Origin of the sequence: Actibacterium atlanticum (genome assembly GCF_000671395.1) — a bacterium.
GTDB lineage: Bacteria > Pseudomonadota > Alphaproteobacteria > Rhodobacterales > Rhodobacteraceae > Actibacterium_D > Actibacterium_D atlanticum.
Window position 1 is genome coordinate 70,424 of the sequence record NZ_AQQY01000006.1, and the last position, 24,708, is coordinate 95,131.

28 protein-coding genes are annotated in these 24,708 nt (G+C 59.3%); 13 read left to right on the top strand and 15 right to left on the bottom strand.

Annotation, left to right across the window (positions count from 1 at the left end; genetic code table 11):
* The first annotated feature begins 5 nt into the window (after window positions 1–5).
* Window positions 6–761: an ABC transporter ATP-binding protein gene (locus tag ATO10_RS10295; RefSeq protein WP_035251176.1), complete on the top strand. Its 756-nt coding sequence runs from the start codon at window positions 6–8 to the stop codon at window positions 759–761.
* Between the two features lie 110 nt (window positions 762–871).
* Window positions 872–2,827, top strand: a complete 1,956-nt coding sequence (gene acs, locus ATO10_RS10300) for an acetate--CoA ligase (RefSeq protein WP_035251178.1) — start codon at window positions 872–874, stop codon at window positions 2,825–2,827.
* 80 nt (window positions 2,828–2,907) lie between these two features.
* Here acs and ATO10_RS16410 read toward each other — a convergent pair whose 3' ends face one another.
* Together ATO10_RS16410 and aptA are read right to left on the bottom strand one after the other, a co-directional pair.
* Window positions 2,908–3,057 carry a hypothetical protein gene (locus ATO10_RS16410; RefSeq protein ID WP_155886748.1) on the bottom strand — a complete coding sequence of 50 codons (150 nt, stop codon included), beginning with the start codon at window positions 3,055–3,057 and terminating at the stop codon, window positions 2,908–2,910.
* Window positions 3,058–3,140: 83 nt separating this feature from the next.
* On the bottom strand, window positions 3,141–4,466 hold the full coding sequence (aptA, locus tag ATO10_RS10305; protein WP_035251180.1) for an omega-aminotransferase AptA: 1,326 nt from the start codon (window positions 4,464–4,466) through the stop codon (window positions 3,141–3,143).
* Window positions 4,467–4,583: 117 nt separating this feature from the next.
* Between aptA and ATO10_RS10310 the strand changes: the two genes are divergently transcribed.
* The 4 genes from ATO10_RS10310 (at window position 4,584) to aat (ending at window position 7,870) form a co-directional block, all read left to right on the top strand.
* Window positions 4,584–5,204 carry a TetR family transcriptional regulator C-terminal domain-containing protein gene (locus ATO10_RS10310; RefSeq protein WP_035251181.1) on the top strand — a complete coding sequence of 207 codons (621 nt, stop codon included), beginning with the start codon at window positions 4,584–4,586 and terminating at the stop codon, window positions 5,202–5,204.
* Window positions 5,205–5,377: 173 nt separating this feature from the next.
* Window positions 5,378–5,866 carry an acetyl-CoA carboxylase biotin carboxyl carrier protein gene (accB, locus tag ATO10_RS10315; protein ID WP_035251183.1) on the top strand — a complete coding sequence of 163 codons (489 nt, stop codon included), beginning with the start codon at window positions 5,378–5,380 and terminating at the stop codon, window positions 5,864–5,866.
* 10 nt (window positions 5,867–5,876) lie between these two features.
* Complete coding sequence (gene accC / locus ATO10_RS10320; protein ID WP_035251185.1) at window positions 5,877–7,226, top strand: acetyl-CoA carboxylase biotin carboxylase subunit; 1,350 nt, start codon at window positions 5,877–5,879, stop codon at window positions 7,224–7,226.
* A gap of 2 nt (window positions 7,227–7,228) precedes the next feature.
* Complete coding sequence (aat, locus tag ATO10_RS10325; protein WP_035251187.1) at window positions 7,229–7,870, top strand: leucyl/phenylalanyl-tRNA--protein transferase; 642 nt, start codon at window positions 7,229–7,231, stop codon at window positions 7,868–7,870.
* Here aat and ATO10_RS10330 read toward each other — a convergent pair.
* The 4 genes from ATO10_RS10330 to ATO10_RS10345 form a co-directional block, all read right to left on the bottom strand.
* Window positions 7,834–8,379 (bottom strand): DUF2155 domain-containing protein, encoded by a 546-nt coding sequence (locus ATO10_RS10330; RefSeq protein WP_238323465.1) that lies wholly within the window; start codon window positions 8,377–8,379, stop codon window positions 7,834–7,836. The genes aat and ATO10_RS10330 overlap by 37 nt on opposite strands.
* On the bottom strand, window positions 8,376–8,837 hold the full coding sequence (gene mlaD / locus ATO10_RS10335) for an outer membrane lipid asymmetry maintenance protein MlaD (protein ID WP_035251189.1): 462 nt from the start codon (window positions 8,835–8,837) through the stop codon (window positions 8,376–8,378). The genes ATO10_RS10330 and mlaD overlap by 4 nt, the downstream gene beginning before the upstream one ends.
* Window positions 8,838–8,839: 2 nt before the next feature.
* Window positions 8,840–9,223 (bottom strand): NADH:ubiquinone oxidoreductase subunit NDUFA12, encoded by a 384-nt coding sequence (locus ATO10_RS10340; RefSeq protein WP_035251191.1) that lies wholly within the window; start codon window positions 9,221–9,223, stop codon window positions 8,840–8,842.
* Between the two features lie 89 nt (window positions 9,224–9,312).
* Window positions 9,313–9,693 (bottom strand): RidA family protein, encoded by a 381-nt coding sequence (locus ATO10_RS10345; RefSeq protein WP_035251193.1) that lies wholly within the window; start codon window positions 9,691–9,693, stop codon window positions 9,313–9,315.
* 115 nt (window positions 9,694–9,808) lie between these two features.
* Between ATO10_RS10345 and ATO10_RS10350 the strand changes: the two genes are divergently transcribed.
* Together ATO10_RS10350 and ATO10_RS10355 are read left to right on the top strand one after the other, a co-directional pair.
* Entirely contained in the window at window positions 9,809–10,534 is a 726-nt protein-coding gene (locus ATO10_RS10350; protein WP_035251195.1) for a DUF4344 domain-containing metallopeptidase, read from the top strand.
* 20 nt (window positions 10,535–10,554) lie between these two features.
* Window positions 10,555–11,208 (top strand): DUF4760 domain-containing protein, encoded by a 654-nt coding sequence (locus tag ATO10_RS10355; protein ID WP_035251197.1) that lies wholly within the window; start codon window positions 10,555–10,557, stop codon window positions 11,206–11,208.
* Here the strand turns inward: ATO10_RS10355 and clpX are convergent.
* Both clpX and ATO10_RS10365 read right to left on the bottom strand, forming a co-directional pair.
* Complete coding sequence (gene clpX, locus ATO10_RS10360) at window positions 11,205–12,470, bottom strand: ATP-dependent Clp protease ATP-binding subunit ClpX (RefSeq protein ID WP_035251199.1); 1,266 nt, start codon at window positions 12,468–12,470, stop codon at window positions 11,205–11,207. The genes ATO10_RS10355 and clpX overlap by 4 nt on opposite strands.
* 111 nt (window positions 12,471–12,581) lie before the next feature.
* Window positions 12,582–13,214 carry an ATP-dependent Clp protease proteolytic subunit gene (locus ATO10_RS10365; RefSeq protein WP_035251201.1) on the bottom strand — a complete coding sequence of 211 codons (633 nt, stop codon included), beginning with the start codon at window positions 13,212–13,214 and terminating at the stop codon, window positions 12,582–12,584.
* A gap of 239 nt (window positions 13,215–13,453) precedes the next feature.
* Here ATO10_RS10365 and ATO10_RS10370 point away from each other — a divergent pair, with 239 nt between their 5' ends.
* From ATO10_RS10370 to ATO10_RS10380, 3 genes are read left to right on the top strand one after another with little or no spacing between them, the layout of a single operon-like run.
* Window positions 13,454–14,659 carry an ABC transporter substrate-binding protein gene (locus tag ATO10_RS10370; RefSeq protein WP_035251203.1) on the top strand — a complete coding sequence of 402 codons (1,206 nt, stop codon included), beginning with the start codon at window positions 13,454–13,456 and terminating at the stop codon, window positions 14,657–14,659.
* A gap of 1 nt (window position 14,660) precedes the next feature.
* Window positions 14,661–16,340, top strand: coding sequence for an ABC transporter permease (locus tag ATO10_RS10375; protein WP_035251206.1), 1,680 nt, complete (start codon window positions 14,661–14,663; stop codon window positions 16,338–16,340).
* A complete protein-coding gene (locus tag ATO10_RS10380) occupies window positions 16,337–16,963 on the top strand; it encodes an ATP-binding cassette domain-containing protein (RefSeq protein WP_035251207.1) in 627 nt (208 codons plus the stop codon). Before ATO10_RS10375 ends, ATO10_RS10380 begins: the two co-directional genes overlap by 4 nt.
* Window positions 16,964–16,973: 10 nt before the next feature.
* Here ATO10_RS10380 and modC read toward each other — a convergent pair whose 3' ends face one another.
* From modC to ATO10_RS10415, 7 genes are all read right to left on the bottom strand, one after another.
* Window positions 16,974–18,062, bottom strand: coding sequence for a molybdenum ABC transporter ATP-binding protein (gene modC, locus ATO10_RS10385; protein ID WP_035251209.1), 1,089 nt, complete (start codon window positions 18,060–18,062; stop codon window positions 16,974–16,976).
* Window positions 18,059–18,736 carry a molybdate ABC transporter permease subunit gene (gene modB, locus ATO10_RS10390; protein WP_035251211.1) on the bottom strand — a complete coding sequence of 226 codons (678 nt, stop codon included), beginning with the start codon at window positions 18,734–18,736 and terminating at the stop codon, window positions 18,059–18,061. The genes modC and modB overlap by 4 nt, the downstream gene beginning before the upstream one ends.
* Window positions 18,729–19,454 carry a molybdate ABC transporter substrate-binding protein gene (gene modA / locus ATO10_RS10395; RefSeq protein ID WP_035251213.1) on the bottom strand — a complete coding sequence of 242 codons (726 nt, stop codon included), beginning with the start codon at window positions 19,452–19,454 and terminating at the stop codon, window positions 18,729–18,731. Before modA ends, modB begins: the two co-directional genes overlap by 8 nt.
* Entirely contained in the window at window positions 19,447–19,887 is a 441-nt protein-coding gene (locus ATO10_RS10400) for an ion channel (RefSeq protein ID WP_238323467.1), read from the bottom strand. Before ATO10_RS10400 ends, modA begins: the two co-directional genes overlap by 8 nt.
* A gap of 72 nt (window positions 19,888–19,959) precedes the next feature.
* On the bottom strand, window positions 19,960–20,709 hold the full coding sequence (locus ATO10_RS10405) for a LamB/YcsF family protein (protein WP_035251215.1): 750 nt from the start codon (window positions 20,707–20,709) through the stop codon (window positions 19,960–19,962).
* Entirely contained in the window at window positions 20,710–21,717 is a 1,008-nt protein-coding gene (locus ATO10_RS10410; protein WP_035251217.1) for a 5-oxoprolinase subunit C family protein, read from the bottom strand.
* Window positions 21,714–22,484 carry a 5-oxoprolinase subunit B family protein gene (locus ATO10_RS10415; protein ID WP_051598080.1) on the bottom strand — a complete coding sequence of 257 codons (771 nt, stop codon included), beginning with the start codon at window positions 22,482–22,484 and terminating at the stop codon, window positions 21,714–21,716. The genes ATO10_RS10410 and ATO10_RS10415 overlap by 4 nt, the downstream gene beginning before the upstream one ends.
* Window positions 22,485–22,628: 144 nt before the next feature.
* Between ATO10_RS10415 and ATO10_RS10420 the strand changes: the two genes are divergently transcribed.
* Together ATO10_RS10420 and fni are read left to right on the top strand one after the other, a co-directional pair.
* On the top strand, window positions 22,629–23,663 hold the full coding sequence (locus ATO10_RS10420) for a hydroxymethylglutaryl-CoA reductase (RefSeq protein ID WP_035251219.1): 1,035 nt from the start codon (window positions 22,629–22,631) through the stop codon (window positions 23,661–23,663).
* A complete protein-coding gene (gene fni / locus ATO10_RS10425; protein ID WP_035251221.1) occupies window positions 23,663–24,697 on the top strand; it encodes a type 2 isopentenyl-diphosphate Delta-isomerase in 1,035 nt (344 codons plus the stop codon). The genes ATO10_RS10420 and fni overlap by 1 nt, the downstream gene beginning before the upstream one ends.
* Window positions 24,698–24,708: the final 11 nt, after the last annotated feature.

Here is a 24,708-nt window from a genome sequence, read left to right on the forward strand (position 1 = left end):
GTGAGATGAATGTAAAACCGGACTTTTCCAAAAACGCCAATATGGCGGCAACTGCCCCGGCCTTCTTGTCGGTCTGGGATTTGCACGCCTATTACGGCGAAAGCTATATCGTCCAGGGCGTGAACTTTAACGTTCACGAAGGGGAAATCCTTGCCTTGTTGGGACGTAACGGTGCCGGGAAAACATCAACCTTGCGGGCACTTGCCCGCTTGGATGACCCGCAGGTCACCCACGGCGAGATCTGGCTTGATCACCAGCCGCTGCACCAGATGACCTCGCACGAGGCTGCGGCGGTTGGCATCGGGCTTGTGCCCGAAGACCGCCGGATTATTCCCGGGCTGACCGTCGAGGAAAACCTTGAACTGGCTCAGATTGCCCCGCCGATTGGCTGGTCCATCGACCGCCTGTATGAACTGTTCCCCCGTCTAGGTGAACGGGCCAAACAGGAAGGTGTGACCCTGTCGGGCGGCGAGCAGCAGATGCTTGCAATCGCGCGAGCGCTGGCGCGCGACATCAAAGTTCTGCTGCTGGATGAACCCTATGAAGGCCTGGCTCCTGTGATCGTGGATGAGATCGAAAAGACGCTGATCCATATCAAGGAACAAGGCATCACCACAGTTATTGTGGAACAGAACGCAATACGTGCATTGGAGTTGGCTGACCGGTCCGTTATCCTGGATACGGGTCAGATCGTCTTTGATGGCACTGCTGCTGAAGTGCTGGAAAACGAGGCGTTGCGCGCCGAGTATCTGGCCATTTGATCTGCATGCCGGATGGGTCTCATCCGGTGTGTATTTAAGCCCGTGTGCCGGACGGTTTTCCGCCCGGCCACATTCACACTCATACGACCCGTTTACGGGGGGAGATCTTCATGAGCGACAAGACCTATCCACCTAGCGCAGAGCTTGCGGCCAGCGCCCACATCAATGCCGAAAAGTACGACGAGATGTACGCTGCGTCGATTGCTGACCCGGACGCATTCTGGGACGAGCAAGGCAAGCGCCTAGATTGGATCAAGCCCTACACCAAAGTTAAAAACACCTCCTTTGAGCCCGGCAACATTGATATTAAATGGTACGAAGATGGTACGCTGAACGTTGCAGCCAACTGCATCGACCGCCATCTGGAAACCCGCGGTGATCAGACCGCAATTATTTTCGAGCCGGATGATCCGGCTGAAGAATCCCAGTACATCACCTATAAAGAGCTGCACAAAAGCGTCTGCCGCATGGCCAACATCCTTGAAGATCTGGGTGTACGCAAAGGCGACCGTGTGGTGCTGTATCTGCCGATGATCCCTGAAGCTGCTTACGCGATGCTGGCCTGTGCCCGCATTGGTGCGATCCACTCGATCGTGTTTGCTGGCTTCTCGCCCGATGCACTGGCTGCCCGCGTCAATGGCTCGGATGCCAAAGTCATCATCACTGCTGACTACGCCCCGCGCGGTGGCCGTAAAACGCCGCTCAAGTCGAATGCAGACGAAGCCCTGCTGCATTGCAAGGACAGCGTCAAATGTCTGGTCGTCAAGCGCACCGGTGGCCAAACCACTTGGGTCGATGGCCGTGACTTCGACTATAACGAGCTGGCGCTGGAGGCCGATGAATACTCCAAACCCGCCGAGATGAACGCCGAAGATCCGCTGTTCATCCTCTACACCTCGGGCTCGACCGGTCAGCCCAAAGGCGTTGTGCACTGCACCGGCGGCTATCTGGTGTATGCCTCCATGACTCAGGAAATCGTCTTTGACTATAAAGAAGGCGACATCTTCTGGTGTACCGCTGACGTGGGCTGGGTCACCGGCCACAGCTATATCGTTTATGGCCCGCTGGCCAATGGTGCGACCACCATCATGTTCGAAGGTGTGCCGACCTACCCCGATGCGGGCCGTTTCTGGGCCGTCTGCGAAAAGCACAAGGTCAACCAGTTCTACACCGCACCGACCGCGATCCGCGCCCTGATGGGTCAGGGTACCGAGTGGGTCGAAAAGTACGACCTGTCTGACCTGCGCATCCTGGGTTCGGTGGGTGAGCCGATCAACCCCGAAGCCTGGAACTGGTACAACGACGTGGTCGGCAAGGGCAAATGCCCGATCGTCGACACCTGGTGGCAGACCGAAACCGGCGGTCACATGATGACCCCCCTGCCCGGCGCCCACGCGCTGAAGCCCGGCTCGGCCATGAAACCCTTCTTCGGTGTCAAAACCGTCGTTCTGGACCCGCACACGGGCGAAGAGATCGAGGGCAACGGCGTCGAAGGCGTTCTGTGTATCGCTGACAGCTGGCCGTCGCAGATGCGGACCGTCTGGGGCGACCACGAGCGTTTCGAGAAGACCTATTTCTCGGACTACAAAGGCTACTACTTTGCCGGTGACGGCTGCCGTCGCGACGAAGACGGTGACTATTGGATCACCGGCCGTGTGGATGACGTGATCAACGTATCGGGTCACCGCATGGGCACGGCCGAGGTCGAAAGCGCGCTGGTTGCCCACGCCAAAGTGGCCGAGGCCGCCGTGGTTGGCTATCCGCATGACATCAAAGGTCAGGGCATCTATTGCTATGTGACCCTGATGAACGATGTCGAGCCGACCGAGGAACTGCGCAAGGAACTGCGCACCTGGGTCCGTACCGAGATCGGTCCGATCGCAGCCCCCGACCTGATCCAATGGTCGCCCGGCCTGCCCAAAACCCGTTCGGGCAAAATCATGCGCCGCATCCTGCGCAAAATCGCCGAAGACGATTTTGGCGCACTGGGCGATACCTCGACCCTGGCCGATCCGTCGGTTGTGGACGATCTGATCGAAAACCGCATGAACCGTCAGGACGCCTGATAGGTCCAAAAGAACAAGAGCGCCTCTTCAGTGAGGCGCCCTTCCCGGTCAGCGCAGCGATGCGCTGGCCTTTTTCTTTATTAGCACCCCGGCGGGGTTACGGTGGTGGCATGATGGCTGATTTCAGCCACGCCGGGTTCGCATTGGCCGATCTCTTCTTCCAACTGGGTCGTACACCCCATCAGCGACAGGGCCAAGCCAAGGGTGATTGCGATCTGCTTAAGGGTCATGTGGGGTCTCCGCCATGTCAAACGGCCTGAGCGCCGTCAGCAGAAGGATACCACCTGAACCGATTGGTTTACCTTGACCGGAATCAAGCCGTTGCCCGCAATGCATCATCAATGGTGGTGATCAGTTGATCTATCTGCGCCTTGTCGATGATCAATGGCGGCGACAACGCGATGATGTCGCCAGTGGTTCGGATCAGACAGCCGGCCTCCCAACATTTCAGGTACACATCAAAGGCGCGCTTTGTGGGTTCATCGGGCAGCGGCGCAAGTTCAATCGCACCGACCATCCCAAGGTTGCGGATGTCCACCACATGGGGTGCATCACGCAGACTATGCAGCGCGTCCTCCCAGTAGGGGGCCAGTTCAGCGGCGCGCGCAAACAGCCCTTCTTCGCGGTAGGTTTCCAAGGTTGCAACCCCTGCCGCCGACGCCAGCGGATTGCCCGAATAGGTATAGCCGTGGAACAGCTCAATCATATGATCCGGGCCCTGCATGAACGCCTCGTGGATATGCGATCCGCACAGCACCGCCCCCATCGGCACAGCGCCGTTGGTCAGCCCTTTGGCGGTGGTGATCAAATCCGGAGTTACCCCAAAGTAATCCGCCGCAAATGGCGCCCCCAGACGGCCAAATCCGGTGATGACCTCGTCAAAGATCAATAAGATTCCATGCCGGTCGCATATTTGGCGCAACTTTTGCAGATAGCCCTTGGGTGGCATGATCACCCCAGCCGACCCCGCCATCGGTTCAACAATCACCGCGGCGATGGTTTCGGGGCCGTGCAATTGGGCGATGCGTTCCAGATCGTCGGCCAAATCAGCGCCGGTATCCGGAATACCGCGGATGAAACGGTGTTCAGGCAGATAGGTATGGGGCATGTGATCCACCCCTCCCAGCAAACCGCCAAAGAACTTGCGGTTGTTGACGATCCCGCCAACCGAAATCCCGCCAAAGTTCACCCCGTGATAGCCCTTTTCTCGGCCGATCAAGCGCGTGCGCTGCCCTTCGCCGCGCATCCGATGGTAGGCCAGCGCAATCTTCAACGCGGTTTCCACGCTTTCCGAGCCGGAATTGGTGAAAAACACGTGCTCCAGGCCTTCGGGCGCCATGTCACGCAGACTGTTGGCCAGTTCGAACACTTTGGGATGGCCCATCTGGAACGCCGGGGCGTAGTCCATCTCGCCCGCTTGCTTTTGGATGGCCTCTACAATCTTGGGTCGGTTGTGACCGGCATTGCAGCACCACAATCCGGCGGTCCCGTCCAGAATATCCCGCCCGTCATCACTTTTGTAATGCATGCCATCGGCCCCCACGACCATCCGTGGGGCGGCCTTGTACTGCCGGTTCGCAGTAAAGGGCATCCAATAGGCCGAAAGATCATTCGGGGCGGGCTTGTGATGCGTATCCATTGTCAAACCTTCTTGAAGAACACGGGGTGTCGGGTCGGCTTAGGCTAGCACTGGTGTTATAACAGTCAAGGCAAAGCGACGCTGGACACTGACCCCGGCGTGCTCTTTAAACAGAGTATGACCCAAACGCGCCAACCTAAAACCCGAATTCAGCAAAAGAACACCAGCGCCATTCTGGATGCTGCGCTGGACGTGTTCTCGCAATACGGATTTCGTGGATCAACTCTGGACCAGATCGCCGACAAGGCTGGCCTGTCCAAGCCGAACCTGCTGTATTACTTCCCGTCCAAAGACGCCATACATGCCGCGTTGCTGGAACGTATTCTGGACACCTGGGACGAGCCATTGGCCCAGATAGACCCGGACGGCGATCCCGAAGAAGAGATCATGCGTTACGTGATGAGCAAATTGGAAGCCGCGCGGGATTATCCGCGCGAAAGCCGCCTGTTCGCCAACGAAATCCTGCATGGCGCGCCCAACATCAAATCCTTGCTGGAAGGCGAAATCAAAGACCTTGTCGATGAAAAGGCCGCCGTTATTCAGGGCTGGGTGGATACGGGCAAGATTGCCGATCTGCATCCCTATCACCTGATTTTCTCGATCTGGGCGCTGACGCAAAACTATGCCGACTTTGACGTTCAGGTGCGTGTCACCCTTGGCGAAGAAGGCCAGGATCCTTTCCCGGGCGCTGAAACTTTTCTGCGTGGGCTATTCCACAAATTGCTACGACCCAGTTAATTATTATAGATAAATTATTTCTTTAAATCTATTAAACTGCCAGAATTGACAGTTTTGCCGGTTTTTCCCCCTTCGACTCGCTTTAAACAAACCGGGCAATCGCGTATAAGCGCGGGACAATAGAAATGACGATACCCGGCAATACGGGCGCATGACCACCGATCGAGGACAGCATGACCAAACTATCCCATGACGCGGACGTAGCCTTCATTCAGGCTCTGGCCGAACTGCTGCGTGAAAACGACCTGACCGAACTGCAGGTCAAACGCGAATACGCCGAAGATGACAGCCTTGATGTGCGCGTGTCGCGCGCCAAGGAAGTTGTCGCCGCCGTTGCCGCGCCTGCCGCGGCCCCGGTTGCAGCTGCAGCCCCTGCCGCGGCGCCTGCCGCTGCTGCGCCGGCGGCTCAGGAAGACCCAGCACAAATGCCGGGCGCTGTGACCTCGCCGATGGTGGGCACCGCCTATTTGCAGCCGGAACCAGGCGCGAAGTCTTTCGTGCAGGTCGGCGATCAGGTGTCCGAAGGCCAGACCGTGCTGATCATCGAAGCGATGAAGACGATGAACCAGATTCCGGCGCCCCATTCAGGCACCGTCAAGCGCATCCTGATCGAAGACGGCACGCCCGTTGAATTCGGCGCGCCTCTGATGATCATCGACTAAGGCGCACAATATGTTTGAAAAAATCCTGATCGCCAACCGTGGGGAAATCGCGTTGCGGGTCATCCGCGCCTGTCGCGAAATGGGGATCAAATCGGTTGCGGTGCATTCCACCGCAGATGCCGATGCGATGCATGTGCGCATGGCCGACGAGGCCGTGTGTGTCGGCCCGGCCCCGGGGACCGAAAGCTATCTTTCCATTCCCGCCATCGTTTCCGCCTGCGAGATCACCGGCGCAGACGCCATCCATCCCGGGTACGGCTTCTTGTCGGAAAACGCGAACTTCGTTCAGATCGTACAGGACCACGATATCGCCTTTATCGGCCCGACGGCGGAACACATCCGCATCATGGGTGACAAGATCACCGCCAAGGAGACGATGAAGAAACTGGGCGTGCCCTGCGTGCCCGGCTCGGACGGCGGCGTGCCAACGCTGGAAGAGGCCCGCAAGGTAGCCGCTGAAATCGGGTACCCCGTGATCATCAAAGCCACCGCCGGTGGCGGTGGGCGCGGCATGAAGCTGGCCAAGACTGCAGATGATCTGGACGAGGCATTCCAGACCGCCCGCGCAGAGGGCAAAGCCGCCTTTGGCAACCCCGAGGTCTATATCGAAAAGTACCTTGGCAAGCCGCGCCACATCGAAATTCAGGTGTTTGGCGATGGCAAAGGCAATGCCGTACATCTGGGCGAGCGTGACTGTTCGCTGCAGCGTCGCCACCAGAAAGTCTTTGAAGAGGCCCCCGGCCCCGCCATTGATCCCGAAACCCGCGCCCGGATCGGTCAGGTTTGTGCCGATGCGGTTGCTGGCATCAACTATATCGGCGCAGGCACCATCGAGTTTCTGTTTGAAGACGGTGAGTTTTATTTCATCGAGATGAACACCCGCCTTCAGGTGGAACACCCGGTGACCGAAGGTATTTTCGGGGTTGATCTGGTACGTGAACAGATCCGGGTGGCCGAAGGTCTGCCGCTGTCGTTCAGTCAGGACGATCTGGAGATCAACGGCCATTCCATCGAAGTGCGGATCAACGCTGAAAAGCTGCCTAACTTTTCGCCCTGTCCGGGGAAAATCTCGGCGTTCCACGCGCCGGGCGGCCTTGGCGTACGGATGGATTCGGCGCTGTATGACGGCTATTCGATCCCGCCTTACTATGACAGCCTGATCGGCAAGCTGATCGTCCATGGCCGCGACCGGAACGAGGCTCTGGCCCGTCTGAACCGCGCCCTCGGAGAGCTGATCATCGACGGTATCGACACCACCGTGCCGCTGTTTCACGCCCTGTTGCAGGAAGCCGACATCCAGAGTGGAGATTACGATATCCACTGGCTGGAACACTGGCTGGAAAGCAACCTGACCGATTGACCATGGCACAGCAGCCCCTGACAGCCGAGCTGTTGCTGCATGCCTATTCGGTTGGCATCTTTCCGATGTCTGAACACCGGGACGATCCAGAGGTTTTCTGGGTCGACCCTCTTCATCGCGGGGTACTCCCGCTGGATGGGTTCCGCATCTCGAAATCGTTAAAGAAAGCGATCCGACGCCCCGATTACCGTGTGGCGGTGGATACGGCCTTTTCAGATGTGGTGCGCGCTTGCGCTGATCGCGATGAAACATGGATCAACGAGACGATCTTTGATCTTTGCGGCCAGCTACACGATCTTGGCGCGGCCCATTCCTTCGAGCTATGGCAGGACGACAGGTTGGTTGGCGGGGCTTACGGCGTGGCTTTGGGGGGGGCATTCTTTGGCGAAAGCATGTTTTCAGCCCGGCGCGATGCGTCAAAGATTGTGCTGGCCTATCTTGTGGACCATCTGCGCCAAGCCGGGTTTACCCTGCTGGATACGCAGTTCATCACGCCGCATCTGGAAAGTTTAGGGGCAATCGAAATCCCGCGTGACGACTATCGGGCGCAACTGGCCAAGGCGCTGGAATTGGACACGGATTTCGGCGCTGTACCCGTGCCCGATGCTCACTCGCTGCTGCAGCGCATGACCCAGACGTCGTAACGCGGATGATCCAGCGCTGACAGGGCCGGGCTTGATGCAAACATCCACCCCGCAAAGGTATCTACCTGCGCCCCGACATTGCGCACCTGTACATAGGCATAGGCATCAGACGAGGGGTTATCCGCCGGATAGCGGCATTCGCCCAGCGTGATTTCAATGCGGCCAAAGCCTGTGGTCTGACCGTTGGCCAGCTCCATATCATTGAGCGCGCCCGAGACACGGTCCAGCACACGCAAAACGGCACCGGGTGCGGCTTCAGCCTTTTCTTCCTCAATCTGCGGGATCGGGGCAAAGCCTGCGTCTGCGGCCTCTTCCGGGGTCAGGGGTTCCAGGCTGATTTCTGGATCAAGGGCAGTATCAGTATCGCTTAGCCCCATGTCTGGCGGAATCGGCGCATCCAATCCGATCTGTGGCTCTTGGATGTCGTCCAGCGGAATGACCTCGATCGTTTCCTGACTGAAAGCCGGGCCGGCAATCAGCAGCGCACAAACCGGCAACGCCCGAATCATTGTGTCGCCTCACCATCATCGCGCGATACGAATTTCATCAACAAGGTCACAAGACTGACAGAGCCTTGGGTGTCTTCGATTTCGCCGCCCGGTTCGATGTTGAACGGGGACCCGCCCGGCAGAATCTCAACGAAATTTCCGCCCAGCAGGCCTTCGGAAGAAATCAGGATCGCACTGTCATCGGGCAGCTCCAGCGCGCTATCTACCGTGAAAGTCGCATCGGCGCGGAACGTCAGCGGGTTCAGTTCCAGCTCGGTGATCGACCCGACTTTGACACCCGCCATCTTGACTTCGGTGCCTACGGAAACCCCCTGAACCGAGCGAAACGAGGCCGTCAATTCATAGTTGTCGCTGCTGCTGTTTCCCACCCCGGTGGCATTGCCCAGATACAGGACAAATCCAACGGCCGCGGCCAGCACAGCCCCCCCAACAGCGATCTCTGTTTTGCTTTCAGACATGGTTACTCGGGCTGCCAGGCCTCGTAATCACGGCGATCCGCCGGAGCGGCTTGCCGCAAAGACCCTGCCGGTGCATAGGCCATTGCAGTGCCGGTCAGATTTTCCTGATGCGGCTTTTCCCACGTTTTATGCACCAAAGGTGCATCGGTGGGCGCTTCTTTAAAGGTAAAGTGCAGCCAGCCATGCCAGTCGGGGTCGATGCGGCTGGCCTCGACCTCACCGTCATAGATCACCCAACGGCGCTTACCATCGCGGGTTTCATAAAAGACATTGCCCTGCGTATCTTCGCCCACTTTGACGCCCTTGCGCCACGTGAACAACTGCGTGCCGATGGTCTGGTCATTCCACCAGGTTACCAGGCGCAAAACAGTGTTGATGATCCCCATGATCCCTCCGGCCTTTGCATGCCTGTCCTATATGGATCAACCACGCGCTCAGGTCCAGAGCGAACACCCGCGCTGAGGCGGTTGGTCGCTTATCCTTGTTTGGCTGTGACCTCAATTTCGATTTTCATCTCTGGTTCCATCAATGGGCAGGAAATCATCGTCGCCGCCGGGCGGACTTCGCCAAAGAAACCCTGCAGCACAGGCCAGCATTTCTCGAAATCCTGAGCGTCAGGCAGGATATAGCGCACACGGGTCACATTCTCCATCGTTGCCCCGGCCTGTTCCAGCGCGCCTTGAATGGTGGTCAATGCGTTGCGGCACTGATCGGCCACCTCGGAGGGCAGGGTCATGGTCTGATAGTCATACCCGGTGGTGCCCGACACAAACACCCAGCCATCCTGAACCACCGCGCGCGAGTATCCGATTTGCGCCTCGAACGGTGAGCCGGAAGAGATAAGTTTACGGGTCATGACGATGTCCTTACTGCAGTGGTGTTTGATGTGTCCTAGCCGGGTTTCCCCGCAAAGACCATTGCAATAGACGATGGTCTTGCGCAGTCTTCGCAGACGACCAACGGAGATCGTCATGAAGCCCCGTATTCTAACCCTCTGCGCCCTTGCCGTTGCCCCCCTGCCCGCCCTGGCGGATGACGCCTGGGTCGAGGCCAACACCATCGGGATTTTCTATCACGAGCTGGGCCATGCGGTGATCGACGTCGAGGGTGTTCCTATTTTCGGTCAGGAGGAGGACGCCGCAGATGTGTTTTCGATCTTTCTGATCGACGCTCTGTTCGAGGAAGAAACCGCCATTGACCTTGCCTATGACGCATCGTTCGGATTCTGGGGAGAGGTCGAAGCGCGTGAAGACGCCCGAGAAGATGTCGCCTGGTGGGACGAACATGGTCCAGACGAGCAACGGTTCTACAACACGGCCTGCATCTTCTACGGTGCCAACCCCGACAGCCGCGATGACTTCGCTCAAGACATGGGCCTGCCCGAAGAACGCGCCGAATATTGCGACTTTGAGTATGACCAAGCCAACGCCAGCTGGGGCGCGGTACTGGACGATATGATCGATCGCGGCCCCGGCGACAGTCTGAAACTTGTCGAGGCCCCCGTGGGCTTGATCGCAGACGTTCTGCGGGCTGAAATCGACGCGCTAAATGGTCTGCTGGCCCTTGCTGAACCGGTGGATGTCTACGTCGAACCCTGCGGCGAAGCCAACGCCTGGTACGACCCCGAGGCCCGCGAGATCACCGTTTGCACCGAGTTTGAACCGCACCTGCGTGAATTGTTAACTCTGCTGGAGTAGCGATACGCCTGAACGCGTGCATGACGCCCGATATTTTATATAAATATCTGATACTTAGAAAGATTTTCCGCATGAAAACGAAACCACAGGAGTTCAGCGCATTCACGGCAATAGGGGTGTTGATCGCGATCAGCCCCTTTGTGAAAATTACTTTCGGCCCCGCAGAAATTGACAACGAACAGACCATCGCTCTGATCGGGATTTTTGTTGCCATTGTCACTTTTTTGATCACCCAAAGCAGGTCAGCCCAACAATCCAAGCGCCAGCACACGATTGAAACCATGCTCGCTCTTCGCAACACAGAAGAGTTTCGTCGCGACCTCAAGCTTCGGGCCCGGCACTTCGCGCCGGGCGAGGCGATTGATCCAGAAAAGCTAGAATTTTACTCCGAGCAATCAAGCTCTCCACATGAGAATAAGCGCGCGCAGCACGACTCCGCGATGGCGACCTATTCGCTGCTGAACCATTGGGAAACCGTGGCCATCCTCGTGCGCGAGGACGCACTCGACGAGGCCATTCTCAAGGCCTCCATGCGGTCCATCTGCACCAATTTTCTCTATGATTGTCGAAAGGTCATCGTCAAAATGAATAGAAAAGACCCTCGCATGTACGAGGGTCTTGTGTGGCTATTCAACCGGTGGAAGGAAGACAGCCGGGATCTAAATCAGAGTTAGCTTGCGCTCGCCTCTTCGGCTTTGTCGGCATAGATCATCAGCGGCTGGGCCTCGGAATGCGTCACGGCCTCCTCGTTGACCACAACCTCGGTCACGTCTTCCATACCGGGCAGGTCGAACATCGTGTTCAGCAGGATGTCTTCCATGATCGAACGCAGGCCGCGTGCGCCGGTTTTGCGTTCAATCGCGCGTTTGGCGATGGCGCTTAGGGCATCTTCGGTGAATGTCAGCTGGGTGTCTTCCAGCTCAAAGAGGCGCTGGTACTGTTTGACCAGCGCGTTCTTGGGCGCGGTCAGGATGGTCACCAGCGCGTCTTCGTCCAGATCTTCCAGCGTCGCAATCACCGGCAAACGCCCCACGAATTCCGGGATCAGACCGAATTTCAGCAGATCTTCGGGTTCCAAATCTTTGAAGTGATCGCCGATGCTTTTTTCCGCTTCATCGCGCACATCGGCGCCAAAGCCCATGGCCGACCCTTTACCGCGTTGCGCGATAATCTTGTCCAGACCAGCAAACGCGCCGCCACAGATGAACAGAATGTTGGTGGTGTCGACCTGCAGGAATTCCTGCTGAGGGTGCTTACGGCCACCTTGCGGCGGAACCGAGGCCACTGTGCCTTCCATGATCTTCAACAGGGCCTGCTGAACACCTTCGCCCGACACATCGCGGGTGATTGAGGGGTTATCGGACTTACGGGTAATCTTATCAACCTCGTCGATATAGACGATCCCGCGCTGTGCGCGTTCAACGTTGTACTCACTGGCCTGAAGCAGTTTGAGGATGATGTTTTCGACGTCTTCACCCACGTAACCGGCTTCGGTCAGGGTCGTCGCATCGGCCATGGTAAACGGCACATCCAGAATGCGTGCCAGCGTCTGCGCCAGCAGCGTCTTACCGCAACCGGTGGGGCCGATCAGCATGATGTTGGATTTGGCCAGCTCGATCTCGCCGGTTTTGCCAACATGATTCAGACGTTTGTAATGGTTGTGCACCGCGACCGACAAAACCCGTTTTGCATGGCCCTGCCCGATCACGTAATCGTCCAGAACTTCGCAGATTTCCTTGGGCGTCGGCACGCCGTCGCTGGATTTCAGACCAGCGGTTTTTGTCTCTTCGCGGATGATATCCATGCACAGCTCGACGCATTCGTCGCAGATGAACACGGTTGGCCCGGCGATGAGTTTGCGCACCTCGTGCTGGCTCTTTCCGCAAAAAGAACAGTAGAGTGTGTTTTTGCTGTCGCCGCCGGAATTATTCGCCATATCGATCCTCTGAGGGCTGATGCCCGGGTGCCTGTTATAGCAAACAGACTAGGGCAGAGATTTTCCGGGCACAACGGCAAAATCGACGCTGTGCCCGTTCACGTTTTTGCGTCAGGCGTCTGCGGTGTCGCCCTTGGCGCGGTTTTCAACGATTTCGTCGATCAGACCCCAGTCTTTGGCCTGTTCCGCATCCATAAAGTTATCGCGCTCCAGTGCCTCGACAACTTCTTTCATCTTGCGGCCGGTGTGCTTGACATAGATCGAGTTCAGCCGGTCTTTCAGCTTCTGGGTTTCCTGCGCGTGGATCATGATGTCCGTCGCCTGACCCTGGTAGCCGCCCGAAGGCTGGTGCACCATGATGCGGCTGTTGGGCAGTGAGAAGCGCATCCCCGGCTCACCCGCAGCCAACAACAGCGAACCCATCGAGGCCGCCTGACCAATGACCAGCGTGCTGACCTTGGGTTTGATGTATTGCATTGTGTCATAAATCGACAGACCGCTGGTGACCACGCCACCGGGGCTGTTGATGTACATGCTGATTTCCTTGCTGGGGTTTTCCGCCTCAAGGTGCAGCAGCTGTGCCACGATCAGGCTGGACATGCCATCATGGACGGGTCCGCTGAGGAAAATGATGCGCTCTTTCAGCAGGCGCGAGAAAATATCGTAAGCCCGTTCACCGCGTGATGTCTGCTCCACCACCATCGGAACCAGCGTATTCATGTATGTTTCAAAAGGATCGTTCATTTCTACCCGCCTGTTGAATAGCCCCATGATAGGGACAAGAAACCTGACAGAGTCTTAGGGCCGCGCCCCGGTACCTGCAAGAGGCCGGGGGTCTAGGTTTTTGCAACTGCGCTAAAATTGCGCTGTTCAAGCCCACGAAATCGTTATGGAAATCATCTGGCGATGCTGCGTAAATTATGTCCAATTGCACAGACGTTTTTTAAATGCGTGATAAGAACAACCGCAAGAGGGATACCGGGATGAAGAAATTTGCCGCCGCAATGGCCTTGGTCGGCCTAGCTGGGGCCGCATCGGCCGAGCCTGACCCAAAGGATTGGGACAGTGTGCTGGCTGCGGCCAAAGGCCAGACAGTGTATTGGAACGCTTGGGGTGGCTCCACCGCGACCAATGATTTCATCGCTTGGGCCGGCGACCAAATCGAAGCTCAGTACGGCGTCAAGCTGGAGCACGTAAAGCTCTCGGATACCGCCGATGCCGTCAGCCGTGTCGTGGCGGAAAAAGCGGCGGGCAAAGATTCTGGCGGTGCAGTTGATCTGATCTGGATTAACGGCGCCAATTTTGCCGCGATGAAGGAAAACGAGCTGCTGTTTGGCCCCTTCGCCGAGGATTTGCCGAACTTTGCCCTGATCGACACGGAACAGAATACCTCGGTCACCAGCGATTTCACCGTGGCGACGGAAGGATTGGAAAGCCCCTGGGCCATGGCACAGGTGGTGTTTTACTATGATACCGCCCGCTTGGCTGAACCGCCCAAATCCATGAAAGCGTTGCTGGACTGGGCCGCTGCAAACCCGGGCCGGTTCACCTTCCCGCAACCCCCTGACTTTTTGGGCACGACCTTCCTGAAACAGGCGCTTTTCGATCTGGCGGAAGACACCAGTGTGCTGGCGGAACCGGTTTCAGACGACAGCTATGACGCCGTCGCGGACCCGCTCTGGGCATGGCTGGACCAGCTGACCCCGCATATGTGGCGCAGCGGCAAGGCTTATCCACAAACAGGCCCCCAACAGTTGCAAATGATGGGCGATGGCGAAATTGATCTGGCGATCAGTTTCTCCCCGGGCGAGGCGTCTACCGCCATCGCAAATGGGCAGTTGCCCGATACCGTACGCACGTTCGTGCTGGATGGTGGCACCATCGGCAACGCCAGCTTCGTGGCGATCCCTTACAACGCATCCGCCAAAGAAGGCGCGATGGTGCTGGCAAACTTCCTGCTGTCTCCGAAAGCACAAGCCAACGCTCAGGACCCGAACGTTCTGGGCTATGGCACCGTGCTGACCATGGACCGCCTGTCCAACGAGGAACGCGCGATGTTTGACGCGCTTGAGCTGGGCATCGCCACCTTGACGCCCGCAGAACTGGGCGCCTCCCTGCCCGAGCCGCATCCCAGCTGGATGACCCGGATCGAGGCCGACTGGACCAACCGCTACGGCGTGTCCCAGTAACATGCGCCTGGCGCCGACGCTGACTATTGCCTTGCTGATTGGCCCGGTTCTGGCTGGTCTGGCAGGAACCATAGCGCCGGCATTGGGTTTTTTCCCGGCGTTGGGCGGCACTTCGGTGTCGCCCGCGCCATTTCTGGATTTATTTGCGACACCCGGCATTTGGGCCTCGACCCGGCTTAGCCTGACGACCGGCCTGCTGGCCACGGCCATATCGCTGGCAATCACGGCGCTGGTTCTGGCGGGCTGGTCCGGAACCCGTAGCTTCGGCGCCATTCAAGCGGTGCTGTCGCCACTTTTGTCCGTCCCCCATGCCGCCGCCGCCTTTGGACTCGCCTTTCTGATCGCTCCTTCGGGCTGGATTTCACGGCTGGCGTCGCCCTGGTTGACGGGGTGGGAGCGCCCCCCCGACCTGTTGATCGTCAACGACCCTTGGGGCTTGGCGATGATCGCCGGGTTGGTCGTCAAAGAGGTGCCCTTTCTGCTGCTCATGTCCATCGCAGCCCTGCCCCAAACCCGGCCGGGCAGATCGTACACGGTTACCGCCAGTCTGGGCTATACCCGCCTGCGAGGCTGGTTCCTGATCACCCTGCCCCAGCTTTACGCCCGTATCCGGCTGCCGGTCTATGCCGTGCTGGCCTATTCGATGTCGGTGGTGGATGTAGCGCTGATCCTTGGCCCCACCACACCTCCTTCGTTGGCGGTGCGGGTGGTGCAATGGATGAACGACCCGGACCTGTCGATGCGCTTTCAAGCCGCCGCTGCCGCGGTCTGGCAACTGGTGCTGGTCATCGGTTCATTGTTTCTGTGGCGGCTATGTGAAAACCTTCTGGCGCGTTGGTCCGTGGTTCTGGCCAGCTCGGGCAGGCGCGGGCGCAGCAATGGTTTCGGCCGCGCGGTTGGTCTGACTTTCGCCATTCTGGTGGCCGGGTCGGTCTTATTGGGGCTTGGCGGGCTGGTCGCCTGGTCTTTCGCCGGGTTCTGGGGGTTTCCTGACGTTCTGCCCGACACGCTGACCGCGCGCCACTGGGCGCGCCATGGCTCGAATATGCTGCCGGTCTTGTGGCAAACGGTCTTGATTGCAGTGATCGCGACAGCACTGGCCGTGGTACTGGTTCTCGCATGCCTTCAGACCGAGGTGACCAACAACCTGCGCCGAGGCAGGACCGCGCTTTGGTTGCTGTACCTGCCTCTCCTGATGCCGCAAGTCGCTTTTCTGCCCGGCTTTCAGACCTATGCGCTGTTGTTGGGCATTGACCTTGGCACTGGTGCGGTCACGCTGACCCATCTGGTTTTTGTCCTGCCCTATGTGATGCTATCCCTTGAAGATACGTTTCGCGCCGTCGAGCCACGCCATATGGTGGTCGCCGCCAGCCTTGGCGCTTCGCCCAGCGCGCAATTCTGGCGCATCCGCCTGCCCATCCTTCTGGCCCCGGTTTTGACCGCTGCCGCGGTCGGGTTTGCCGTATCCATCGGACAATACCTGCCCACTTTGCTGATCGGTGCGGGCCGCGTGCAAACCCTGACAACCGAGGCCGTGGCGCTGGCTTCGGGCGGGGATCGCCGGGTGATCGGGGTCTATGCGCTGGCCCAGACCGGGTTGGTGATGCTTGCCTTTGCCAGTGCGCTGGCACTGCCCCGGCTTGTTTGGGCCAACCGCCGCGCGCTAAGAGAGGCCGCATGAGCCTGTCTCTGAATATCGAAATACTGCAAAACGGTGTGCAGATGATCTCGCTGGCGACGGATATCGCGCCCGGCGAAGTCGTGTCAGTCATGGGGCCTTCGGGCATTGGCAAATCGACACTTTTGGCTGCGATTACCGGAACGCTACCGCCTGCGTTCTGTGTGAAAGGGAACATCGTGCTGAATGGGCGCGACATCACCCATGCGCCGCCCCACTCCCGCCGCGCCGGCATTCTGTTTCAGGACGATCTGCTGTTTCCGCATCTGTCGGTGGGCGCCAATCTGGCCTTTGGGCTAAGCCGCGATATCAAACCCCGTTCCGCACGACGTTCAAGGGTGGAATCGGCTTTGGAAGACGTCGCAATGGCCGGTTTCTATTCCCGCGACCCTGCCACCCTGTCGGGTGGGCAACGCGCCCGCGTGGCCTTGATGCGCACCTTGCTGGCCGAACCCGAGGCCCTGCTTCTGGACGAGCCGTTTTCACGGCTGGATGCCACCCTTCGCAGCCAGATTCGCCATTTGGTGTTTGATCACGCCCGCGCCCGTGACCTGCCGGTATTGATGGTCACCCATGACGCCCAGGATGCCGAAGCAGCCGGTGGGCGTGTCATCCATCTGACCTGACGGATCGGCCCTAGAACCCTCGTTTATCGAACGAGATCGCCTTGAGCACAGCAAAGACCTTTTGCCCACGCGCTAATCCCAACTGGGCCAGTGCCGCACGCGTAATCCGGGCGCGCAGGATCTGAGTTTCAGCTTTCAGGAACAGTTCAGCAAAAGCTGTGTCGGGTTCTTCGATGATGTTGGCAATGGTGACGGGCAGGACGTTCTGTGCGCTCAACCCTTCGGGCCGCCCCTTAGAGATCATCACATCCCGCGCCCGCACCCTAAGCTGCACCGGCGCACCCAGTTCCAGCGGCGCAGACGGCATCGACAGGCGCATCCCTTCCACGGTCACAAAGCTCAGGTGCAAATCCGGGTCATGATCGCTGATCTGCCCCTGCAGGATCGCCCCGGCCTCAAAATGGCTGCCCCCGGCATCAAGATCCAGACGAGGGAACACTTCGGGCAGGTCGCCAAAGGCCACCACCCGCCCCGCATCCATGGCAATCATCTTGTCTGCGATACGGGTCAGCTCATCTACGGCATGGGTCACATAGACCACTGGCAAGGCAAATTGCTGTGGCAAACGGGCGATATAGGGCAGGATTTGCGCCTTGCGCTTGCTGTCCAGCCCGCTTAGCGGTTCATCCATCAACAGCATGCGTGGCCGCGCCAAAAGCGCGCGCCCGATCGCCACGCGCTGACGTTCGCCGCCGGAAAGGGTCTGGCTGCGTTGAGCCAACAACGGCCCTAAATCCAACGCTTCGACGACCGCGTCATATTGTGGCCCCGGCAGGCCCTCGGCCCGGCGTTCAGCAAACCGCAAGTTGCCCGCGACATCCAGATGGTCAAACAGATTGGGCTGCTGAAACACCATGCCAAAGCCGCGCTTGGAGGGCTTAACGAAGCGCCCGGCCGCGCTGTCCAGCAACGTCTCGCCAGCCAGAACGACCTTGCCTCTGGCTGATTTCTCGAACCCCGCCAAAGCGCGCAGCAAACTGGATTTGCCTGCACCGGACGCGCCAAACAAAGCGGTCACGCCAGACATGTCCCCGGCATAGCATGCATTCAGGGTGAAATTGCCCTGAGCCTGCGTGATATCAAAGCTTAGCGCGGTCATAGGCGCCCCAGATGTACAGGGAAGCGCCGGTTCAGCGTGTAGACCAACAACAGGATCAGGAACGAGAACACCAGCAAACCACCTGACAACAGGTGCGCCTGCGCATAGTCGATGGTTTCAACATGTTCGAAAATCGCGATCGAGATCACCTTGGTGCGCCCCGGAATATTCCCCCCGACCATCAACACCACACCAAATTCCCCAATCGTGTGGGCAAATGTCAGAACCGTGGCGGTCAGGTAGCCTCGTAATGACAGGGGCAAAACCACATTCACGAACGTGTCCCAAGGCCCGGCACGCAGGCTGGCGGCGGCCTCCAACGGGCCACGCCCCAGTGTTTCAAACGCGGATTGCAGTGGTTGCACCATGAAAGGCAAGGAATACAAGACCGAGGCCACAACCAATCCGGTAAACGAAAAGGTCAGGCTGCTGCCGGTCACATCGCGCCAGACCCCACCAAACGGCGCCGCCGGAGACAGGATCACCAGCAGGTAGAACCCCAGAACCGTGGGGGGCAAGACCAACGGCAAGGCGGTGATTGCTTCGACCACCGGTTTCCAGCGCCCGCGCGACTGCGCCAATACCCATGCCAAAGGAGAGCCCAACAACAGCAAAACCAACGTGGTGACCCCGGCCAGTTTTAACGAAATCCAAAGCGGCGCCAAATCAACCATCGACGGCCTCATATCCGTACTTCGAGATCACCGCGCGCGCGGGCACACTGGACAGAAATTCCAAAAAGGCTGCGGCCATTTCACCCGCACCTTGGATCAAGACCGCATCCTGCAGGATCGGGTCGTGCAGGTCAGAAGGCACCAGCCAGTGACTGCCGCCCTGCCCGCCCAGCGCGCTTTGCGCCACAAAGCCCAAATCTGCATTTCCTGTCGCTACCATGGCAAAAGCCTGTCCGACATTCTGCCCCATTGCCAGTCGTCCTTTGGTCTCGACCTGTAGCTGCGCCAGCACCTGCGCCGCGGCCGTGCCATAGGGCGCCAGATCGGGATTGGCCATTGCGATGAACCCGTCTCCCTGCAAGGACTGCGGCCCGATTACCCGCGCGGGGTCCGGGGACCACAAGGCCAGTTGGCCGACAGCATAGGTGCGGCGACTGTCTTTGATGGCAAGGCCCTCTGTCTCCATGCGCTGCGGGCGGGCCTGATCGGCGGCCAGAAATACCTGATAAGGCGCACCCGCGCGAATTTGCGCATAGAGCTGTCCGGTTGCACCAACGACAAGCACAATATCCGCGTCATGGCGGGCTTCAAATTCGGGTTCAAGGGCGCGGGCGACTTGGGCAAAATTGGCGGCGACGGCCACAAGAACCTGTTCGCGCGCTTGCGCCTGCGTCGTCCAGACAAGTGCAAGCACACACAGAATAAGCGCTCTACTCATCCGTTGCCCCCCGAACCTGCTCTGAACGCACCCGCCGGAGCACCTCAACCAGTTGTGCGGTAAACACCCCCATGCTCAGCAGGCCATTCGCTGCAGCCAAACCGCCAAGGATGCGCCACTCCTGTGGCAACACGACATCGCCAAAGCCTAGGGTCGTGAACGCCACCAGCGCGAAATAGACCGACAGTTCCCATTGAACAAAGATTTCAAGCGCCATGAACACCCCGGCCCAGAGCCAGACCGACATGGTCAATACGATCAGGATCATCACCACCGTCGCCATCAACACCATCGCCAGCTTGGGCGTATGTGGGCGACGCACCAGCCATCGCCCCCCCAGTGTAATCAGGCCTTCAGCCACCCAAAATCCCATCGCGGCAATCGCGATTGTGCACAGCATCAAACCACCGCCGATGAAAAGCTGATGAGCCAAAGATGATCCTCCTGACCTGACATAGGTCCGCAAAACCCCATTGGCGTCAATGGGGTGCGTGCCCCTGCGGGCTTAAACCGCAGGCGGCCGAATGGTAATGTCGGCGCGTTCCAGATGGTGTCGTATCTGCTGTGCCGTTTGCAGGGCTGTTGTGCCATCTCCGTGCAGGCAGATCGTATCAATCCGGGTCGGGATATGGCTGCCATCCTGTGCGATCACCGCACCGGTGCGCAGCATTTGCACGACACGTTCCGCCGCTTCATCCGGATCGTGGATCACCGCGCCAGGCAGGCTGCGATCAACAAGCGTGGCATCCGGGTTATAGGCTCGGTCCGCGAAAATCTCGGCCGCATAATTTGCGCCCAGTTCGGTTGCCACCTGCTGCTGCATCGTCGCTGCGATAACGGTCAAAGTCAGATCGGGCTGCAGTTCAAGCGCAGCTTGATAACAGGCGCGCGCGATTTGCGCATCTTCGGCAGCCATATTTGCAAGGGCACCATGCAGTTTCAAATGCGCGACCTGCCCGCCTGCCGCACGCGCCATCGCCTGTGCCGCTCCCAGTTGATAGGTGATCAGATGGCGCAGCTGATCTTGGGTCAGCGCCATCCGGCTGCGGCCAAAGTTGGCGCGGTCGTCAAAACCGGGATGGGCCCCGATGGCTACCCCTTGCGCCACGGCCGCCGCCATCGTCGCCGCCATCACATCGGGTCCGCCCGCATGGAAACCGCAGGCCACATTGGCCGAGCTGACAATCCGCAACAAAGCGCTGTCATCCCCGATGCCTTCGCCCATGTCGGCGTTCAGGTCTACGCTGGACTGCATTTAGATGCCCTCCTCATCGCCACGGGTCACCCCGCTGATCAATTGATAACTCAACAGATCGCGCATGGCATGGGGGTCACGGGTTTTATGCGCCACCTTTGCGCGCAACTGTTTCAACTGAACATCGGGCGTTTGCCAAAGCGCATCTGCCTGTGCCAGATCAATCAGCTGCAGCTGCAACGCAGCGCCCATGGGTGCTTGGGCCAATTTCGGCAAGTCCGCCGGGATCACTGTCCCCAGACGGGGATACCCTCCGATGGTCTGACACTCGGCCAGCAACACATAGGGCGCACCGTCTCCGGTGATCTGCACATCCCCTGCGGTGATAAAATCCGATGCCAGCCCCGCGGCGCCCTGTGCTTCAAAGGGCGCGCCGGTGAACTCCAGCCGCACCCCCTGCCGATTGGCGCGGGCGCTGCGGGTGAACAGTGTGCGCTGCACCCGTGTCAGCGTTTCGGGGGCAAACAATCCTGTCTGGGGGCCCGGCATCACCCGCACCATCCCGCCGCTAAAACGGGGCGCGGCCTTCAGACGTTTGGGCGGGGCCATTACCTGAGAATCGTCGCCCAGCGTCAGCTTTGCTCCGCTGGCCAACGGGGCCTCCCCCGGGAAGGTTGAAAAACTGTCCAACCATGGCGTGTCCTGCACCCCACCTGCCGGAGTCAGATAGCCATAGACCCCAGCCTCGGCGGCGCCGATCTCCAAAACCTGTCCGGGCAACAAAAGCTGTGTCTCGCTCCACCCGATCCGGGCCCCATCGACGTGGGCCCGCATAGGCGCGCCAGTCAGGGCAAAGCGCATCGGCGCAGAACAGGTAAAGCGCCCGCCAACCCCAGCCATTTCTAGCGCCGGTAAAGGCGCGGGCACATCCAACAAGGCTGCGGCTTCGAGCAAGGCCAAAGGGTCTGCAGCGCCCCCCGGCGCAACGCCTTGCGCAATGTAACCCGGGCGGCCCAAATCCTGCACGCGCAGGGCAGGCCCGGCCTGTTCTAGGGTCAGCACCGTCATGCGCCTGCCTCGTAGCGCGCACCGCCCAGCCCGTCAGAACGGTTTTTTAGCGCGCTATATTCGGCAGACCCAATCGCGTGGAACTGCACGCTATCCCCGGACTTCAGAGCAAAGGGCACTGTCCGGTCCCGCTGAAAAGGGCGAAACGCCGTCTCGCCGATTTGGAACCAGCCGGTGGGGCTGGCGTGGTTGAACAACACCAGCTGACGCAGCGCCGCCACCAATGCGCCTGCGGGCACCTGCGGCGTCAAGGCGGCGCGGCGCGGGATATCCCACGCGGGCGGCAGATATCCAAGATAGGGCTGACCCGGCGCAAACCCGATTGCCAGAACGCGCAGTGGTGTCTGGGTGATCTGGGCGATGGCCTGTTCACTGCTTAGGCCCGCCAGTTGACAAAAAGTCTTTAGATCTGGCGCTTGATCTGCGCCAAAACAAACGGGCACATGCCAGATGCGCGACGCAGGCGGCAACGTTTCCGCCAACCAGTCCACGCCCCCAAGCAGCTTTCGCAACGCCGTCAGAACCTGATCGCGGCGCCCCCGGGCAGGATCAAACCGCACCAACACCGACGACAGCGACGGAGCGACCTCGGTCACGCCATCTGGCAGGTTTTCCTGCACGGCCTGTTCAAAGGCCAGCACTGCCGCGGAAAGCTGCGGGCTGACCACCCGTCCAAAGCGCACCACAATGCCATCTGGCCCAAGCGGCAATAGCTCGGGCAGTTCCGGCCCCGGGTGGGCAGAGGGGGATGGTTGAAACAGGTCCACGATATTGCTTACTGGCAGGCGCAACAGATTGCGTCAACGCACAGAATACCAGCACGGGTGCCGGGTTGCAGGCGCGCCAGTCCGGTGATAGGTCCGGTGCACTGTTTCCGGAGCCTATAACAGGCAAACACAGGCAGGCCCGAAATGACCAAAAGCGCCCCCCATGTCACCCCGGTCCCGACCCAGTGGGTTGGCCCGATTGAAATCACCGGTGACGTGGTGAATGAGGCCGTCAGCGTGCCGCTTGCCACCTATGAAACGCCGCTTTGGCCTTCGACCGCACGTGGCGCACGGGTTTCGCGCCAATCGGGCGGCATCCGGTGCACCGTCGTGGATGAACGCATGACACGCTCCATCGCCTTGCGCGCCCGCACTGCGGCAGATGCGCATGCAGCCTGGGTCTCGATTGAGGCGCGGCGCGAAGAGCTGGACGCGGTGGTGCAAACAACCAGCCGCTTTGCCCGTTTGGTCGGGCTCAACCGTCAGATCGTTGGCAATCTGCTGTATGTCCGGTTTGAATGCGCCACCGGCGATGCTTCGGGCCACAATATGGTGACCAAGGCGGCGGATGCTTTGCAGGGCTGGATTTTGCAGAATTACCCATCGCTGGATTACGCGACGATCTCGGGCAACTTCTGCACCGACAAAAAAACCAGCGCCGTAAACGGCCTGCTGGGGCGGGGCAAATACGTTGTCGCCGAAATCGACATTCCGCGTAAAATCTGCACCCGGATGCTGCGCACCACGCCTGAAAAGATGGTGCAGCTGAACACTGAAAAGAACCTGATTGGCGGGGTCGTAGCGGGCAGCCTGCGCAGCGCCAACGCCCATTTCGCCAACATGTTGCTGGGCTTTTATCTGGCCACCGGGCAAGACGCGGCCAACATCATCGAAGGCAGCCAGGGCATCGTCCATTGCGAGGCCCGCGAAAACGGCCTGTACTTTTCCTGCACCCTGCCCAACCTGATTGTTGGGTCCGTGGGCAATGGCAAAAGCAATGATGCGGTCGAAGATCACCTGCAACAGATTGGCTGCCGCGAAGACCGCGCCCCGGGTGAAAACGCCCGTCGTCTGGCTGTGCTATGCGCCGCCACCGTGCTGTGTGGCGAACTGTCTTTGATGGCGGCACAGACAAACCCGGGCGAGCTGATGCGCGCGCATCTGTTGATGGAGCGCTGATGGCCGACCAGATCAACAGCCGCAAAGAGGACCACCTGCGCGCCATCGAACGCGACGCAGATATTGAACGTCACGCCAGCGGGTTTGACGCGATCCGCCTGACCCATCGTGCGCTGCCCGAGCTGGATTTCGACGCCATCGATACCCGTGTGTCCTTTATCGGCAAAGAACTGTCGATGCCCTTGCTGATTTCCTCGATGACCGGGGGCGACAGTGACGAGATTTTGCGCATCAACCGCAATCTGGCAGAAGCTGCGGAAGAATGCGGTGTGGCCATGGCCGTTGGCTCTCAACGGGTGATGTTTTCCACACCGGCAGCGCGCAAAAGCTTTGCGCTGCGTGACTATGCGCCCACGACTGTGCTTTTGGGCAATATCGGCGCAGTGCAACTAAACAAAGGCTTTGGCGCCGATGAATGCCAGCAAGCGGTGGATGTTTTGCAGGCGGATGGGCTGTATCTGCATCTCAACCCGCTGCAAGAAGCCATCCAACCCGAAGGTGATCGCGATTTTTCGGGACTGGCGCGCAAAATTGCCAAACTGGTGCCGCAGATGGACGTGCCCATCCTTTTGAAGGAAGTTGGTGCAGGCCTGTCACCCGCAGACATCGTGCGCGGCCTGCAGGCTGGCATCCGGCATTTTGATGTTGCCGGTCGGGGCGGCACCTCGTGGAGTCGCATCGAATATCACCGCCGCAAAGACGATGCGGATGATCTGGGTCTGGTCTTTCAGGACTGGGGCCTAACCACCGTCGAGGCGCTGACTGCGGCAAAGACGACACTTGAAACCGGCGGCCATGACGCCACGTTGATTGCGAGCGGCGGTTTGCGCAACGGCGTCGACATGGCAAAAGCCATATTGTTGGGCGCTGATATATGCGGTATCGCGGCCCCGTTCCTTGCTGCTGCGCAAGACTCGCGCGGGGCCGTGATTAACCAGATCAACGCCCTGCACCGCGAATTCCGTACGGCGATGTTTTTGCTGGGCTGCACCAATTGCGACGAATTGCGCCGGTGTGACGGGCTATTGAAGTGAGTAAGACGCGA